The sequence below is a fragment of the Stenotrophomonas sp. STEN014 genome (assembly GCF_056760315.1).
The window spans coordinates 195,624-210,542 of record NZ_JBRREN010000002.1 but is presented as its reverse complement, the minus strand read 5'-3'; the positions used below and the strand labels follow the sequence as shown (position 1 = coordinate 210,542).

13 protein-coding genes are annotated in these 14,919 nt (G+C 66.5%); 7 read left to right on the top strand and 6 right to left on the bottom strand.

Annotation, left to right across the window (positions count from 1 at the left end; genetic code table 11):
* The first annotated feature begins 65 nt into the window (after positions 1 to 65).
* A complete protein-coding gene (kbl, locus tag ACVOMC_RS03590) occupies positions 66 to 1,280 on the top strand; it encodes a glycine C-acetyltransferase (protein WP_481522846.1) in 1,215 nt (404 codons plus the stop codon).
* Positions 1,281 to 1,347: 67 nt separating this feature from the next.
* Here kbl and ACVOMC_RS03585 read toward each other — a convergent pair whose 3' ends face one another.
* From ACVOMC_RS03585 to ACVOMC_RS03570, 4 genes are all read right to left on the bottom strand, one after another.
* Positions 1,348 to 1,656, bottom strand: coding sequence for a hypothetical protein (locus ACVOMC_RS03585; protein WP_481522845.1), 309 nt, complete (start codon positions 1,654 to 1,656; stop codon positions 1,348 to 1,350).
* Between the two features lie 56 nt (positions 1,657 to 1,712).
* The gene (locus ACVOMC_RS03580) at positions 1,713 to 2,585 is read right to left on the bottom strand and encodes a pseudouridine synthase (RefSeq protein ID WP_481522844.1); all 873 of its coding nucleotides are present in this window, start codon (positions 2,583 to 2,585) and stop codon (positions 1,713 to 1,715) included.
* Between the two features lie 28 nt (positions 2,586 to 2,613).
* Positions 2,614 to 3,102 carry a hypothetical protein gene (locus tag ACVOMC_RS03575; protein ID WP_481522843.1) on the bottom strand — a complete coding sequence of 163 codons (489 nt, stop codon included), beginning with the start codon at positions 3,100 to 3,102 and terminating at the stop codon, positions 2,614 to 2,616.
* 189 nt (positions 3,103 to 3,291) lie between these two features.
* Positions 3,292 to 4,398, bottom strand: a complete 1,107-nt coding sequence (locus ACVOMC_RS03570; RefSeq protein WP_054657988.1) for an OmpA family protein — start codon at positions 4,396 to 4,398, stop codon at positions 3,292 to 3,294.
* Between the two features lie 385 nt (positions 4,399 to 4,783).
* Between ACVOMC_RS03570 and ACVOMC_RS03565 the strand changes: the two genes are divergently transcribed.
* The 5 genes from ACVOMC_RS03565 (at position 4,784) to ACVOMC_RS03545 (ending at position 10,582) form a co-directional block, all read left to right on the top strand.
* Positions 4,784 to 5,809, top strand: coding sequence for a zinc-binding alcohol dehydrogenase family protein (locus tag ACVOMC_RS03565; protein ID WP_054657990.1), 1,026 nt, complete (start codon positions 4,784 to 4,786; stop codon positions 5,807 to 5,809).
* Between the two features lie 104 nt (positions 5,810 to 5,913).
* Entirely contained in the window at positions 5,914 to 6,531 is a 618-nt protein-coding gene (gene yczE / locus ACVOMC_RS03560; protein ID WP_481522842.1) for a membrane protein YczE, read from the top strand.
* 390 nt (positions 6,532 to 6,921) lie between these two features.
* On the top strand, positions 6,922 to 8,952 hold the full coding sequence (locus tag ACVOMC_RS03555) for a 2,4-dienoyl-CoA reductase FMN-binding domain-containing protein (protein ID WP_481522841.1): 2,031 nt from the start codon (positions 6,922 to 6,924) through the stop codon (positions 8,950 to 8,952).
* A 452-nt stretch (positions 8,953 to 9,404) separates the two neighbouring features.
* Positions 9,405 to 9,863 carry a cell wall hydrolase gene (locus ACVOMC_RS03550; protein WP_054660722.1) on the top strand — a complete coding sequence of 153 codons (459 nt, stop codon included), beginning with the start codon at positions 9,405 to 9,407 and terminating at the stop codon, positions 9,861 to 9,863.
* A 101-nt stretch (positions 9,864 to 9,964) separates the two neighbouring features.
* Positions 9,965 to 10,582 carry a glutathione S-transferase family protein gene (locus tag ACVOMC_RS03545; RefSeq protein ID WP_481522840.1) on the top strand — a complete coding sequence of 206 codons (618 nt, stop codon included), beginning with the start codon at positions 9,965 to 9,967 and terminating at the stop codon, positions 10,580 to 10,582.
* 94 nt (positions 10,583 to 10,676) lie between these two features.
* Here the strand turns inward: ACVOMC_RS03545 and ACVOMC_RS03540 are convergent, their stop codons facing one another.
* Together ACVOMC_RS03540 and prpE are read right to left on the bottom strand one after the other, a co-directional pair.
* On the bottom strand, positions 10,677 to 11,156 hold the full coding sequence (locus ACVOMC_RS03540; RefSeq protein ID WP_054658427.1) for a hypothetical protein: 480 nt from the start codon (positions 11,154 to 11,156) through the stop codon (positions 10,677 to 10,679).
* A 129-nt stretch (positions 11,157 to 11,285) separates the two neighbouring features.
* The gene (gene prpE / locus ACVOMC_RS03535) at positions 11,286 to 13,202 is read right to left on the bottom strand and encodes a propionate--CoA ligase (RefSeq protein WP_481522839.1); all 1,917 of its coding nucleotides are present in this window, start codon (positions 13,200 to 13,202) and stop codon (positions 11,286 to 11,288) included.
* A gap of 418 nt (positions 13,203 to 13,620) precedes the next feature.
* Between prpE and ACVOMC_RS03530 the strand changes: the two genes are divergently transcribed.
* A complete protein-coding gene (locus tag ACVOMC_RS03530; RefSeq protein ID WP_481522838.1) occupies positions 13,621 to 14,919 on the top strand; it encodes a M14 family zinc carboxypeptidase in 1,299 nt (432 codons plus the stop codon).

Sequence of the window (14,919 nt, the reverse complement as noted above, 5' to 3'; positions counted from 1 at the left end):
CGCCAGCGCCGAAGGTGGCGGACGGCTAAAATCGGCCATTCCTTAGCTGCTTGTATGGCCCTGCCATGACTTCTCTCCAGACCGATTCCCCGCTCACCCGGCATTACGCCGAGGAACTGGACGCGATCCGCGCGCAGGGCCTGTTCAAGTCCGAACGCATCATCACCAGCCCGCAGTCAGCCGAAATCACCCTGGACGACGGCCGCACGGTGCTGAATTTCTGCGCCAACAACTACCTGGGTCTGGCCGACCACCCGGACCTGATCCAGGCCGCCAAGGACGCGCTGGACAGCCATGGCTTCGGCATGGCCTCGGTGCGTTTCATCTGCGGCACCCAGGACCTGCACAAGCAGCTGGAAAAGCAGATCGCCGAGTTCTTCGGCAAGGACGACACCATCCTCTACGCCGCCTGCTTCGACGCCAACGGCGGTCTGTTCGAACCGCTGCTGGGCGAGAACGACGCGGTCATTTCCGACAGCCTGAACCATGCCTCGATCATCGACGGCGTTCGCCTGTGCAAGGCCAAGCGCTTCCGCTACGCCAACTGCGACATGGCCGATCTGGAAGCGCAGTTGCAGGCCGCCGACGCGGCCGGCTGCAAGACCAAGCTGATCACCACCGACGGCGTGTTCTCGATGGACGGCTTCATCGCCCCGCTCGATGAAATCACCGCGCTGGCCAAGAAGTACAACGCGCTGGTGCATATTGACGAATGCCATGCCACCGGCTTCCTCGGCGCCACCGGCCGCGGCTCGGCCGAGGTCAAGGGCGTGCTGGAGAAGATCGACATCATCACCGGCACCCTGGGCAAAGCCATGGGCGGCGCATTGGGCGGCTTCACCTGCGCCAGCACCGAGGTGATCGAACTGCTGCGCCAGCGCTCGCGCCCCTACCTGTTCTCCAACTCGCTGCCGCCGCATGTGGTCGCCGCCGGCATCAAGGCCTTCGAGATGCTGGCCGCCGCCGACGACCTGCGCGCCACGCTGCGCGAGAACACCGCCTATTTCCGCGAGAAGATGACCGCCGCCGGTTTCGACGTGAAGCCCGGCGTGCATCCGATCAGCCCGGTGATGCTGTACGACGCACCGCTGGCGCAGAAGTTCGCCCAGCGCCTGCTGGAAGAAGGCATCTACGCGATCGGCTTCTTCTTCCCGGTGGTGCCCAAGGGCCAGGCCCGCATCCGCACCCAGATCAGCGCCGCGCACAGCCGCGCCCACCTGGACCGCGCCATCGACGCGTTCACCCGCATCGGCCTGGAGCTGGGCGTGATCAAGGGCTGATCACCGCCTGGGTAGAAACAGAAAAGGCGCCGTCACCGGCGCCTTTTTCGTACCCGTGGCAAGCGGCTCAGTTCTTGCCGCGCTTGGCCGGCTTGGCCGCTTCCGGCACCGGCGCCGGCGCGCCCTTGGCCACGCGGATACCGTTGGCCTTCATCCACGCGTCGAACTGGTCGGCGCTCATTCGCTTCTCGCCCTGCTGCATCAGGAAGCGGTAATTGCCCTGCGCATCTTTCTGCGCCACCGGTGCATCCACCGTCACCGTGACCGGCTTGTCCTCGGCCTTGGCTGCCGGCTTGCCGGAGGACGCGCACCCGGCCAGAAATGCCACAGACGCCATCAACACGGCAATGGCGGAAACGCGAGCGGAAGAGTGCATGACCATGACCTCGGAAAACAGGGGATCAGTCTAATCAACCCCTGCAACAACTCCAGCTATTCGACTGAATTATTTGAACCCGATACAAAATCGTCTTGCTTGGCCAGGCCCTTGCCGCCGGCCAGCGCCTGGAGCTCTTCCGCGGCCAGCTCGCGCCATTGCCCTTTTGCCAGCTCTCCGAGCTGGACCGGGCCGATCGCCACGCGCACCAGCCGCAACACTTCCCACCCAAGAACCTGCAGCAGGCGCCGGATATGGCGGTTGCGCCCTTCGTCCAACACTATTTCCAACCAGGCGGTACGTCCGTTCTGGCGCAACAGCCTGGCGCTGTGGGCTGCCAGATGTTCGCCGGCGTCCTCAACGCCATGATGCATCCTTGCCAACTGGTCCGCATCCGGAATCCCATCGATCTGTACCCGATAGGTTTTCAGCGGTCCAGTGAGTGGGTCGGTCAACCGCGCCGCCCACTCCGGGTCATTGCTGAAGAGAAGCAGGCCCTCACTCGCCTTGTCCAAGCGCCCGACCGGCGCCAGCCACGGCAATCCCGCTCCGTCAAAGCAGCGATAGACCGTCTGCCTGCCCTGCTCGTCCTTCACCGTGGTGACCAGCCCCCGCGGCTTGTTCAGCGCCAGGTAGAGCCGCCGTGCTGCCGTCAACGGCTGCCCATCGGCCGCAATCCGGTGAACGCCCTGGATGATGGGAAATTCCGGGTCGCGGATGACCCGTCCATCCACGCTGACCCGGCCGTCCTGAATCCGTCGCGCCGCCTCGCTGCGCGAACACAAACCGGCCTTGGACAGCACCCGCGCCAGCCCGTGACGCCCCCCGGCGTTGGCCACCGGCCTGATCGGTGACGCGCCGGAAACAAAATGCCCGCTCCTGTTGCCAGGGCGGGCATTGTAGTTATGGGGGTGCTTGCGGGAGGCCATCTGTGATTGCGAAGGGGCTCCCGCCGCCTTACTTGGCCTCGGTTGCCGGTTGGGCCGGCGCAGCAGCCTCCGCCGCAGCCGGACGTGCCTTGACCACGCGCACGCCACGCGCCTTCATCCACGCATCGAACTCCTCGGCGGTCATGCGCTTGCCGTTCTGGCTCATGTCAAAACGCCACGGCGTGTTGTCGAACTCGGTCTGCGGCTTGTACGCCGCCGGATCATTGGCGTTGATCGCCGGGCGCGCCGGTATCGCGCTGGCCACGTTGTTGCAGCTTTCCACCCGCAGGCGCATCAGCACCTGGTCCAGCGACTGCCCCTCGCTGGAGCCGGAACTGAGCACCCCCGAGGGCATCCCCAGCTGCCCCTGGCGGGCGTACAGCTCCGAGGCCACCGGTGCGACTACCGTCGCCGCCAGCGGCGCGGGCATCACCGCGCTGGCCGAACAATCGACAGCGGCGTGCGCGGCGGGAACAAGAACCAAACCCAGCACACCGGCCAGTGCGATACGCAACATGGTGACTTCCATTCGAACAAGAGAACGTCGCGAGTGTAGGCAGGCACCGGGGTGCTTTCAACCGTCTTCTGCCAGCGGTTCTGTGGCCGGCCGCACACCCCGCCAAGTCAGGGGTGAAAAAGTCCCGCCAAAACAAAAAACAAGGCCCGGCAATGCCGGGCCTTGTTGTGTCTCAACTGTAGCGTCCGATCAGTTCTGGACGTTCAGCTCGGTGCGACGGTTCTTGGCGCGACCTTCCGGATTGTCCGAACCATCCGGGTTGGTGTTCGGAGCAATCGGGCGGCTCTCGCCGTAGCCGATCGGGCCGACCATACGCGAGGTGTCAACACCGTTGTCCTTCAGGTAGTCGTACACCGCAGCAGCACGACGCTCCGACAGCTTCTGGTTGTACGCGTCGGTGCCCTTCGAGTCGGTGTGACCGGCCACTTCAACACGCAGATCCGGGTAACGCTTCAGGATCTCGGCGGCTTCGCCCAGGATCGCAACAGCGTCCGGACGCAGGGTGGCCTTGTCGAAGTCGAAGTTCACGCCCTTCAGATCGATCGACACCGGCACCGGGCAACCGTCCGGACCAATGGTCTGGCCGGGCTGCGAGGTCGGGCACTTGTCGTCGCAGTTGTTGACGCCGTCACCGTCGTCGTCCAGGTCAGCGCAGCTCGGCGCGACCGGAGCCGGAGCCGGAGCAACCGCCGCGACCGGAGCCGGGCCCAGCGGGATCACGACGCCGACCGAAGCCAGCACGTCGCCGAACCAATCCTGCTGGTCGCCAGCTGCGGCGGTAGCAACGCTCTGGTCGTCGAAGTCGGCGCGGTAGGCCAGCTCGGCACGCACGGCGACGCGCTTTTCAAACGTGGTCTGCAGACCCACACCGACCTTGGCGGCCAGGTTGCCGTCCTTGCGCTGGGCCGGCGAGTCGACCGAGTTGATCACATATTCTTCTTCCGACTTCTGGTAGCCCAGACCTGCCAGCAGGTACGGGTTCCAGCCACGGCCGTCCTGGATGAAGTGGCGACGCAGGTCCAGCGAAACGCCGTACTGCGACCAGTTCAGATCCTGGTTGTTGTCGAAGTTCGGGTTCTGGTAGTTCAGCTCACCGTCCAGCGACCAGTTCGGGCTGATGAACTTGCCCAGACCCAGGGTTGCGAACGGAGCATCGTTGGTGCCACGGTCGTTGTCCTGGAAGTTGAAACCAGCAGCACCGGTCAGGTACCAGCGATCATCGAATTCCTGGGCCGAAGCGGCCTGGGCGAATGCAAGACCACCCAGCAGTGCGGCGGTAAGAATCTTCTTATTCATGAATACAACTCCTTGTGTTTCGGGGGTATGAAACCGGTAGAGGCATGGTCCAGCACAGCGATTTCATTCGTCGCGTTCAGAGACGGCCGTTTCCGCACGCCATCGCGATAAACAGTATTCGCAGGGCCGTGAAGACGATGTTAACGGCTGCGTAACAATTTGCACGGCCATCCAGTCCGTACGCTTCCGGCTGAGCGCACCGTATACAGCTTCGTCAAACCCCGCAAGATCGAGCCTTGACAAGGGCTCCCGGCCAATTGCTGCAGCGCAGGGTCCTTTTGCCATGCAAGCCCTTGAAATTCAGTGTCGAATCCCTGCGTAAGCGGCAGCTGAACAGTCCACTGCGTATCATGTCCCTGCCCCCACTGCGACGGAACTTTTCCGCATGAAAGCTGTTGGCCTGAGCCGCTATCTCCCCATCGTCGATCCCGCCTCGCTGGAAGATGTCGATCTGCCTGATCCGGGCGCTCCCCAAGGCCAGGATGTGCTGGTCAGTGTGCAGGCGGTTTCGGTCAACCCTGTCGATACCAAGCTGCGCGCGCCCAGGCCCGGCGAAGAGCGTCAGCCAAAGGTGCTGGGGTTCGATGCGGCCGGCATTGTGGTGGCCGTGGGACCGGAGGCGACCGCGTTTGAAGCGGGCGACGAGGTCTACTACGCCGGCGATGTCACCCGCCCGGGCTGCAACGCCCAGCTGCAGCTGGTGGACGAGCGCCTGATCGGGCGCAAACCCGCCACGCTGGATTTCGCTGAAGCCGCCGCGCTGCCGCTGACCACGCTGACCGCGTGGGAGCTGCTGTTCCAGCGCATGCCGTTCCAGCTCGATGGCAAGCGCCATTGCGGCCGCAGCTTGCTGGTCATCGGTGGGGCCGGCGGTGTCGGCTCGATGGCGATCCAGCTGGGCCGCCATGCCGGCTTCACTGTCATCGCCACCGCCTCGCGCGAGGAAACCCGCAGCTGGTGCCGGCAGATGGGGGCCGATCATGTGATCGACCATCGCCAGCCGTTGGCGCCGCAGTTGCAGGCGCTGGGCATTGCACAGGTGGATGCCGCGCTCAACTTGGCCGACACCGACCACTACTGGCAACAGCTCGGTCAGTTGCTGGCGCCGCAGGGTCACGTCGGCCTGGTGGTCGAACCCAAGGGGGAGCTGCACATCGGCGATCCTTACAAGGCCAAGTGCATCGGCATCCACTGGGAATTCATGTTCGCGCGCGCACGCTTCCGCACCGCCGACATGGTCGAGCAGCACCGCATCCTCACCCGTGCGGCCAGCCTGATCGATGCCGGCGAGTTGCGCACGACCTTGACCCGGCGCCTGGGGCCGATCACCGCGGCCAATCTGCGCGAGGCACATGCGCTGCTGGAATCGGGCCGCACCATCGGCAAACTGGCCCTGGAGGGCTGGGACTGATCCCGCGCCCCTGAACCGCCACCACCGCATGCGCCGGCCTGACGGCGGTGCATATCGCCCTTACCCGGCCCGCGGCAATGCGGGCCGCTCACGCCTGTCATCCGATGCCCACCCTGACGTTCACCAAGCGCCTGCTGCAGCTGTTGCTGGGGCTGTTCCTGTTCGGCATCGCGTCGGCGCTGATGATCAGCGCCAACCTCGGTATTGCGCCGTGGGATGTACTGGGCCAGGGCATTGCCGTCCGCAGCGGTCTGTCGTTCGGCCTGGCCACCAATCTGATCGGCGCCGCTGTACTGCTGATGTGGTGGCCGCTGCGACAGAAGCCCGGGTTGGGCACGCTGCTGAACGTGCTGATGATCGGCCCCAGCGCGCAACTCGGATTGACCGTGCTGCCAGCCGTGAACGGACTGGGGTGGCAACTGCTGGTGTTTGCCGCCGGGCTGGTGCTGATGGCCACCGCCACCGGTCTCTATATAGGAGCGCGTTTCGGCCCCGGCCCCCGCGACGGCCTGATGACCGGCCTGCACGCACGTACCGGCCGGGCGATCTGGCAGGTGCGCACACTGATTGAGGCCACCGCGCTGCTCATCGGCGGATGGCTGGGCGGGAATATCGGCTGGGGCACGCTGGTCTTCGCGTTGCTGATCGGCCCGCTGTGCGGGCTCACGTTGCCGCTGTTCGACCGGCAACGGCGCCCGATCGACCTCCCGCTGGCCCGATGAGGTCCGTGGCCCAGCCTCTGTGTAGCCAGCACCGGCTGGCATAGATGCCCTTTCCCGCAGCGCCACCTGCCCCGCCATATGGCGTGTCGTGGCAGCGGTGGCTGTACCGGTAATGGTCCTTGTGCCTGCGGGCTGCACACCCCTGCCAACCCGGCAGCTTCGGCACTTCCCGTGGCAGCGGCATGCGCGCGGGGGCGTACAGCCGTGCGAACCGCGTCAGCACCTGCCCGCCATCGACAGAGCGTACGGAGGCCGTCCCACCGGCGGCGCAAACTCTTCCGGAGATGCCACGGTCGTTGACCACACCACGCCGCCCGACGCTGGCAACGATTGAGAAACAGGCCGATTGGCAGTAAGAATGGACACATTCCATACGCAAGCGTATCCCACATGACGCCCGCCACCGACACCGCCTATCCACACCTGTTCACCCCTCTGGACCTGGGCTTCACCCGGCTGCGCAACCGCATCCTGATGGGCTCGATGCACACCGGACTGGAGGACCATGCCCGCGATTTCCCCAAGCTGGCCGCCTATTTCGGCGAGCGCGCGGCCGGTGGCGCGGCGCTGCTGGTGACCGGCGGGTTCGCGCCGAATGTGGTGGGCTGGCTGGCGCCGTTCGGCAGCAAGCTGTCGTGGCCATGGGAAGTGGGCCGCCACCGCCAGGTGACCACGGCGGTGCATACGCATGGCGCGAAGATCTGCCTGCAGCTGCTGCATGCCGGCCGCTACGGCTACCATCCGTTGCAGGTGGCACCGTCGAAACTGAAGGCACCGATCAATCCGTTCACGCCGCGCGCGCTGTCGTCCGGTGGCGTGGAACGGCATATCGCCGACTACGCCCGTGCTGCGAAGTACGCGCGCGAGGCGGGCTATGACGGCGTGGAGGTGATGGGCTCGGAAGGCTATCTGATCAACGAGTTCATCGCCCCGCGCACCAACGGCCGCAGCGATGCCTGGGGCGGTGACGCGACCAAGCGCATGCGCTTTGCGGTGGAGATCGTGCGTCGCATCCGTGAGGCCTGCGGCCCGGACTTCATCATCATCTACCGGCTGTCGCTGGTGGACCTGGTCGAGGACGGCAGCAACTGGGAAGAGATCGTGCAGCAGGCCAAGGCGATCGAAGCGGCTGGCGCGACCCTGATCAACTCCGGTATCGGCTGGCACGAGGCGCGCATCCCAACCATCGCCACCTCGGTACCGCGCGCCGCGTTTGCCGGCGTCACCGCCAAACTCAAGCCGTACGTGGGCATTCCACTGATCGCCACCAACCGCATCAACATGCCCGACGTGGCCGAAGGGATCCTCGCCGGCGGCGGCGCCGACATGGTGTCGCTGGCGCGGCCGCTGCTGGCCGATCCGCAATGGCCGGCCAAGGCCCGCGCCGGCAAGCCGGAGGCGATCAACACCTGCATCGCCTGCAACCAGGCCTGTCTGGATCACGTGTTCCAGCAGAAGCGCGCCAGCTGCCTGGTCAATCCCCGCGCCGCGCATGAAACCGAGCTGGTCTACCTGCCGACCAGCGCGCCCAAGCGTGTTGCGGTGGTCGGCGCCGGCCCGGCCGGGCTGGCCTGCGCCACCGTGGCCGCCGAGCGCGGCCATCAGGTGACCCTGTTCGATGCGGCCGGCGAGATCGGCGGCCAGTTCAACGTGGCCAAGCGCATCCCCGGCAAGGAGGAATTCCACGAGACGCTGCGCTACTTCCGCCATCAGCTGGCCGAAACCGGGGTCGATGTGCGCTTGAACACCCGCGCCGATGTCGAGGCATTGAGCGGCTTCGACGAGGTGGTCATCGCCACCGGTATCACCCCGCGCAAGGCCAGCTTCCCCGGCGCTGACCACCCGATGGTGGTCAGCTATCTGGATGTGCTGTTGGGCCGGGTCAAGGCCGCCGACAAGGTGGCCATCATCGGCGCTGGCGGCATCGGCTTCGACGTTGGCGAGTTCCTGGTGCATGAAGGGCCGTCCCCGGCGCTGGACCCGACCCGCTGGATGGCCGAATGGGGCGTAGATGCCAACTTCGAAACCCGCGGATCACTGGCCCGGCCGCAGCCCGCGCCCGCCGCGCGCCAGGTCTGGCTGCTGCAGCGCAGCCCCGGCAAGCCCGGTGCGCGACTGGGCAAGACCACCGGCTGGATCCACCGCGCCACGCTCAAGGCCAAGGGCGTGCAGATGCTCGGCGGGGTCGAATATCTGGGCGTGGACGACAGCGGCCTGCGCATCCGCGTGGACGGCAGCGAGCAGCTGCTGGAAGTGGGCACCGTGGTGGTCTGCGCCGGCCAGGAGCCGCGCCGGGATCTGGCCGATGCACTGCGCGCGGCCGGTCGCCCGGTGCACATCATCGGCGGCGCCGACGTGGCCGCCGAGCTGGATGCCAAACGCGCGATCGACCAAGGCAGCCGCCTGGCGGCCGCGCTCTGAGCACGCGGCGGACGGCACCCTTGCCGGCGGGCGCGGCCGATGGGGCCGGCGCCGGCAGTCGGTCTGTTTGAGCGGCTTATAGCGCTGGAAACGCGATGCGCATCACGCATTTTCACCGCTGAAATGGGGAAATCCGGGCCTCCGCGCCGTGCTGCGTGGCGCCCGCCCAAAATGTGAATACGCAAAACCGGCGCCCATTCGGCTTCAGATGCAAACCTGAATGTCAAGAAATAACGTTCAGGATGAGTTTTGGATTCGCCCCCTACCTTGCGCGCACTTCTCGCTCACCCCCAGTCCCGGTGAGCCAGGCGCGGTCCTCCCCATCTGATGGAGAGCCGCCCACGGGGCGGCCCCGATGCCATGGCCGCCTCCCCATAACGCCAAGTCCGACGTGCCGTTCTGCTCCATTCCCGGAGCAGGTTGCCGCGGGCCCATACGGAGCAAGGAGATTTATGAAACTGGCCTGGATTCTCTGGCTGTCGCAGATGTTGCCGCAGCCGGCTGCCGATTCGCTGTGCTTGAGTACCACCGTCTATCTGGAAGCCCGCGACCAGACCCTGCGCGGCCAGCAGGCCGTGGCCGAAGTCGCCCTGCGGCGGCTGGACAGCGGCCTGTGGGGCGACTCGATGTGCCAGGTGGTGACCGCGCGCAAGCAGTTCGCCCCGACCCTGGTCGCCCCCGGCACCCAGCTGCGCAACAACGATGCCTGGGCGGAAGCCGTTGACGTGGCCTTTGCCGCCGAGCGCAACTGGGCACTGCCCGTGGGCGAACGCAAGGAGATCGTGCCCGGCGCCAGCCATTTCGCCGCCCATGCCATCGCCAGCCCGAGCTGGCGCAACGCCTACCAGGTCGCGGTCATCGGCGGCCACACCTTCTATAAGGTGCAGTCGCTCAAGCCCCGCAACTCCTGAGCAGATTGAACGCGTGGCGCACTGTCTGTGCTACGCATGGCCACAAAGGGCAGCGCGCTTGTAGCGATAATGCGGAGTCCCATCCCTTCGACAGGATTCCCATGAAGCTCTACACCAAGCCCGGCGCCTGCTCGCTGGCCGACCATATCGCGCTGATCTGGTCCGGTCTGCCGTTTGAAGTCCAGATCGTGGATATGCCGACCATGAAGTCGCCCGAGTTCCTGGCGATGAATCCTTCCGGCGCGGTGCCGGTGCTGGAAGACGGCGGCTGGGTGCTGACCCAGAACGCGGCGATCCTGCACTACATCTGCGACAAGGCGCCGGCCGCCGGCCTGGACGGTGGCAGCGAGCCGCGCACCCGCGCCGAAGTGAACCGCTGGCTGTCCTTCGTCAACGCCGATCTGCACCCGGTGTACTACCCGATCTTCGGTTCGACCCGGTATCTGGAAGACGAGGCGGTGATCGCCCGCACCCAGCAGAACGCGCGCGACAGGCTCAAGGCCCTGTACCAGCGGGTGAACGACCGCCTGGCGCAGGTGGACTGGCTCGGCGGCACGCCGCGTCCGTCCATCGCCGATGCCTACACCTATGTAACGCTGCGCTGGGCGCGCGGGCTGAAGCTCGACCTGGCCGGCATGGATGCACTGGACCGCTTCGAGCAGCGCATGCAGGCCGATCCGGCGGTGCAGGCCGCCCTGAAGGCTGAAGGTCTGGTCTGACCGGCCGGAGCGCTGCGGACGGCATGCACACCGCCGCCTGAAAAACCACGGCCGCCGGCCTCACGCTGGCGGCCGTGGGCGTTTCAGGCCCGCCTCAGCCCAACACCAGCGCGCGGGTTTCCTCCAGCCAGCGGGTGGCAAAGGCCGGGCTCTTGGCCTTGCCCAACGCACCGGCCAGTTCCGGCCACAGCTGCTCCAGTGCGACCGCGGTCTTGCTGCGCTCGATCTTCAACTGGATCAGATAGCCTTTCAGCCCCAGGTGCTTGCGCACCGATTCGGCCATCCAGTCGCGCAGCTGCTGGTAGCGCAACGGATCATCGCCCAGCTGCGTGGTCACCGGCAGCGCCGGTTTGATCTCGGCACTGCCGCCCACCGCTTCGATCAGCTCCAGCGACGCCAGTTGCACCAGAACATCCCCGGGTGCACGCAGGCCCTGCGCCATCTGCGACAGTTCATGCTCATCGCGCTGGCCATCGACCAGCAGCAGCACCGAGCGCAACGCCGGCGCCAGACGCAGCCCACGGTCTTCGATCTCACGACGGCCAGCGGCCGTCTTGGCATAGATGAATGCCATTCCCCCTCCCACATGTGATGCATCGCCAACACGGCACGCATCGCGCGCGCCGGGGCCCCCGCCCCGGATCACCGCACCTGCCTGCGTACCGCCCCCTTGCGATCGCTGCTGCCTGCCAGCCCGGCGGCGCTATGTCCCCAGTGCGCGACGGATTTCCTCCAGTGCGCCCGGATCATCCAGTGTGGACAGATCCCCCGGGTCGCGCCGTTCGGCCAGGGCCTGCAGCGAACGCCGAAGCAGCTTACCCGAACGCGTCTTGGGAAGTGAATGGACGATATGGACCTGCGCCGGCCGCGCCACCGCCCCCAGCGAGGCGGTCACCGCCTGCAGCATTTCCGCTGCCAGCCGCGGCACCTCGTCCTCGGCCGCGGCCTGTTTGAGGGTGACGAACACCAGCGGCACCTGCCCCTTCAGCTCGTCATGGACGCCGATCACCGCCGCCTCGGCCACGCGCGGATGGCTGGCGATGGCCTCCTCGATCTCGCGCGTGCCCAGCCGGTGCCCGGCGACATTGATCACATCGTCGGTGCGCCCGAGGATGAAGGTGTAGCCGTCGGCGTCGCGGATGGCCCAGTCCAGCGAGCTGTAGAGCAGTTCGTTGAAGTGGCTGAAATAGCTTTTGAGGAAACGCGCATCGTCCTTCCAGACGGTGCTCATGCAGCCCGGCGGCAACGGCGGCTGGATCACCAGCACGCCCTTCTGTCCGGCGGGCACTTCGGCACCGCTCTGCTCGTCGATGATCTTCATCCGGTAGCCGAGGTTGGGGAAGCCGGGTGAGCCGAACTTGACCGGTTTCATCTCCAGACCCGGCAGCAGGGTCAACGCCGGCCAGCCGGTCTCGGTCTGCCAGTAGTTGTCGATCACCGGTTTGCGCAGCGCGCCGCTGATCCACTGCGCGGTGGGTTCGTCCAGCGGTTCGCCGGCCAGGAACAGGTACTTCAGCTCGGACAGGTCGTGACGGTCGATGAAGTCCACGTCGTGCTTCTTCAGCACCCGGATCGCGGTGGGGGAGGAGAACATCGTGCGCACTCCGTACTGCTCGCACAGCGCCCACCAGATGCCGGCGTCCGGCGTGGTCGGCAGGCCCTCGTACAGCAGCGAGGTGCAGCCGCCGATCAACGGGCCGTAGACGTTGTAGGAATGCCCCACCGCCCAGCCGACATCGGAGGTGGAGAACATCACCTGCCCCGGCGCGCAGTCGAACACCGTGCGCATGGACTGCGCCATCGCCACCGCGTAGCCACCGACATCACGCTGCACGCCTTTCGGCTTGCCGGTGGTGCCGGAGGTATAGAGCAGATAGCTGGGCTCGTTGGATTCCAGCCACACCACCGGCACTTCCGCATCACCGACCTGCGCGCGAAGCGCGGCATAGTCTTCATCGCGGCCGGCGATGCGCGGCTGGGCCGCATCCAGCCCGCGCGAAACGATCAGCACTTTCGGCGGCGGTGACTGGGCTTCGGCGCAGGCCGCATCGACCATTGCCTTGTAAGGAATGACCTTGCCACCGCGCATGCCGGCATCGGCGGTGATCAGCAGCTTGGGCGTGGCGTCGTCGATCCGCAGCGCCAGGTTGTGCGCGGCAAAACCACCGAACACCACCGAATGCACCGCGCCGATGCGCGCGCAGGCCAGCATCGCGAACACCGCCTCGGCCATGTTCGGCATATAGATGACCACGCGGTCGCCACGAACGACATTGAGCGTCTGCAGCACCGCGGCGAAGGCATTCACCTCGCGATGCAGCTCGCGGTAGGTGATCTCGCGGGTGACATCGGTTTCGGTCGAGATGGCGACCAGTGCGAGCTGATCGCCGCGCGCGGGCAGATGCCGGTCCACCGCGTTGTAGCAGAGGTTGGTTTCCCCACCGACAAACCAGCGCCGGAACGGCGGGTTGGAATAGTCCAGGATCTGCTGCGGCGGGCGATGCCAATGGATCGCCTTGGCCTCTTCGGCCCAGAAGCTCTCCGGTTCTTCGATGGAACGGCGGTAGATCTGCTCGTACTGCACGACATCCTCCGGCACCTGCGCGTTTGATCCGAGCATAGTCCGCGCCAGTGCCCCGCTCCTTCCGACATTGGTCGTAGGAGGCCTGCCAGACACGGGCAGGTGCGGCCCCAGTCAAAGCCGTCGCACCGTCCCCGACGCGGGCGACAGCGGCTTTCCGGCATGACCCGATCCTGCAACCACACTGCCCCTGTCTTTTCCGCGCTGCCGTTGCCTGCAATGCCAGCCCGCTTGCACGGCTTGCGGCCCGCAAGCGACGTCACCGAACACCGGTCAACGCGCCAGCGCCGTGCGCGTGACACCGGCGTGGCCGATGAGATGGGCCCCGGAAGCGGCGCCAGGATATGCCCAGCAGTTACTAGCGCAGCGCCATTGACACCGGGCCCCACACTCGCCGACGCTGCCGGCCTCGCTGTTCGTTGCCGTGCCCATGATCCGACCTGCGTTGATGCTCGCGATGTTGATGCTGCTTCCCCACGTCGCGTCCGCCGCGCCGGCAACTGCCAGCTCACCAGCCGAGCTGCCGCCACCGCCGGCATGGCTGGCCATTGTGGAGGCCGACTATTCCCGCCACCACGTCGATGGTCTGTCCTCGCGCATCTTCACTGCGGAGCACTGGTGGGAAATCGCCACCCCGCTGCTGACGACGGAGGCCGGTTTTCGGGTAGAGCCGATCGGCTACAGCGCCGAGGGCCGCCCGTTGCGCCATGTGCACTGGGGAGACGGCCCGACCCGCGTCCTGCTCTGGTCGCAGATGCATGGTGATGAAAGCACCGCCAGCATGGCGCTGGCCGATCTGTTCCATTTTCTCGGCCAATCCCCGGCGCATCCGCTGGCAGATCGCCTGCGCCGGCAGCTGAGCCTGCACGTCGTGCCGATCCTCAATCCCGATGGCGCGGCCCGCTTCCAGCGCCGCAACGCGCAGGGCATCGACATCAATCGCGATGCCGCCGCGCTGGCCTCGCCGGAAGCCCGTGCGCTCAAGACCCTCCGTGATCGCCTGCAGCCGGCCTTCGGCTTCAACCTGCATGACCAGCGTCCCGGCTACCGCGTGGGCGACTCCGCACGTGGCACCGCGATCGCCCTGCTCGCGCCGCCGTTCAACGAACAGCGGGAAGTCAATGACGTGCGCGGACGCGCGATCGGTGTCTCGGCGCTGATCCGCGCCGCACTGGAACCGCGCATCGGCGGCCATATCGCGCGCTGGGACGACGAGTTCAACCCGCGCGCGTTCGGTGATCTGATGACGTACTGGGGCACCAGCACCGTGCTGATCGAATCCGGCGGCATCGAAGGCGATCCGCAGAAGCAGAAGCTGCGCGAACTGAACTTCCTCGCCCTGCTGGTGGCGCTGGATGCCATCGCCAGCGGCGACTACGCCAGCGCGCCGCACGATCTGTACACCGGGCTGCCGGAGAACGGCGAAGTGTGGCCCGATCTGCTGATCCGCGGCGCCACCCTCGCCAGCCCGGGCGTGGCACCGGCACGCGCCGACATCCTGGTGGAGTTCGAGCATGCCCTCAGCGGCGAAGGGGGCCGCATCACCGATATCGGCGATCTGGGCGCACGCTCTGCCCGCACGGTGATCGATGCGCGTGACCTCTACCTCACTCCCGCCCCGGGCAGCCGCCTGGTACACAACGCCCCGGCCCGATTCGCCCTGAGCCGGGACCCGGAAGGTCTCCAGGTGGTCTGGTCACTGCTGGACGATCTGGACACCACCCAACCGATGCCGGAAAACCCCGGGCGGCATTGA

Bases quoted from the DNA above. Each gene is read 5' to 3' on its own strand.
- ACVOMC_RS03585 (WP_481522845.1), bottom strand. From the start codon at position 1,656: ATGCACTCTTCCGCTCGCGTTTCCGCCATTGCCGTGTTGATGGCGTCT.
- ACVOMC_RS03550 (WP_054660722.1), top strand. From the start codon at position 9,405: ATGAAACTGGCCTGGATTCTCTGGCTGTCGCAGATGTTGCCGCAGCCG.
- prpE (WP_481522839.1), bottom strand. From the start codon at position 13,202: ATGCTCGGATCAAACGCGCAGGTGCCGGAGGATGTCGTGCAGTACGAG.
- ACVOMC_RS03565 (WP_054657990.1), top strand. From the start codon at position 4,784: ATGAAAGCTGTTGGCCTGAGCCGCTATCTCCCCATCGTCGATCCCGCC.
- ACVOMC_RS03545 (WP_481522840.1), top strand. From the start codon at position 9,965: ATGAAGCTCTACACCAAGCCCGGCGCCTGCTCGCTGGCCGACCATATC.
- ACVOMC_RS03530 (WP_481522838.1), top strand. From the start codon at position 13,621: ATGTTGATGCTGCTTCCCCACGTCGCGTCCGCCGCGCCGGCAACTGCC.
- ACVOMC_RS03575 (WP_481522843.1), bottom strand. From the start codon at position 3,102: ATGTTGCGTATCGCACTGGCCGGTGTGCTGGGTTTGGTTCTTGTTCCC.
- ACVOMC_RS03570 (WP_054657988.1), bottom strand. From the start codon at position 4,398: ATGAATAAGAAGATTCTTACCGCCGCACTGCTGGGTGGTCTTGCATTC.
- yczE (WP_481522842.1), top strand. From the start codon at position 5,914: ATGCCCACCCTGACGTTCACCAAGCGCCTGCTGCAGCTGTTGCTGGGG.
- ACVOMC_RS03580 (WP_481522844.1), bottom strand. From the start codon at position 2,585: ATGGCCTCCCGCAAGCACCCCCATAACTACAATGCCCGCCCTGGCAAC.
- ACVOMC_RS03540 (WP_054658427.1), bottom strand. From the start codon at position 11,156: ATGGCATTCATCTATGCCAAGACGGCCGCTGGCCGTCGTGAGATCGAA.
- ACVOMC_RS03555 (WP_481522841.1), top strand. From the start codon at position 6,922: ATGACGCCCGCCACCGACACCGCCTATCCACACCTGTTCACCCCTCTG.
- kbl (WP_481522846.1), top strand. From the start codon at position 66: ATGACTTCTCTCCAGACCGATTCCCCGCTCACCCGGCATTACGCCGAG.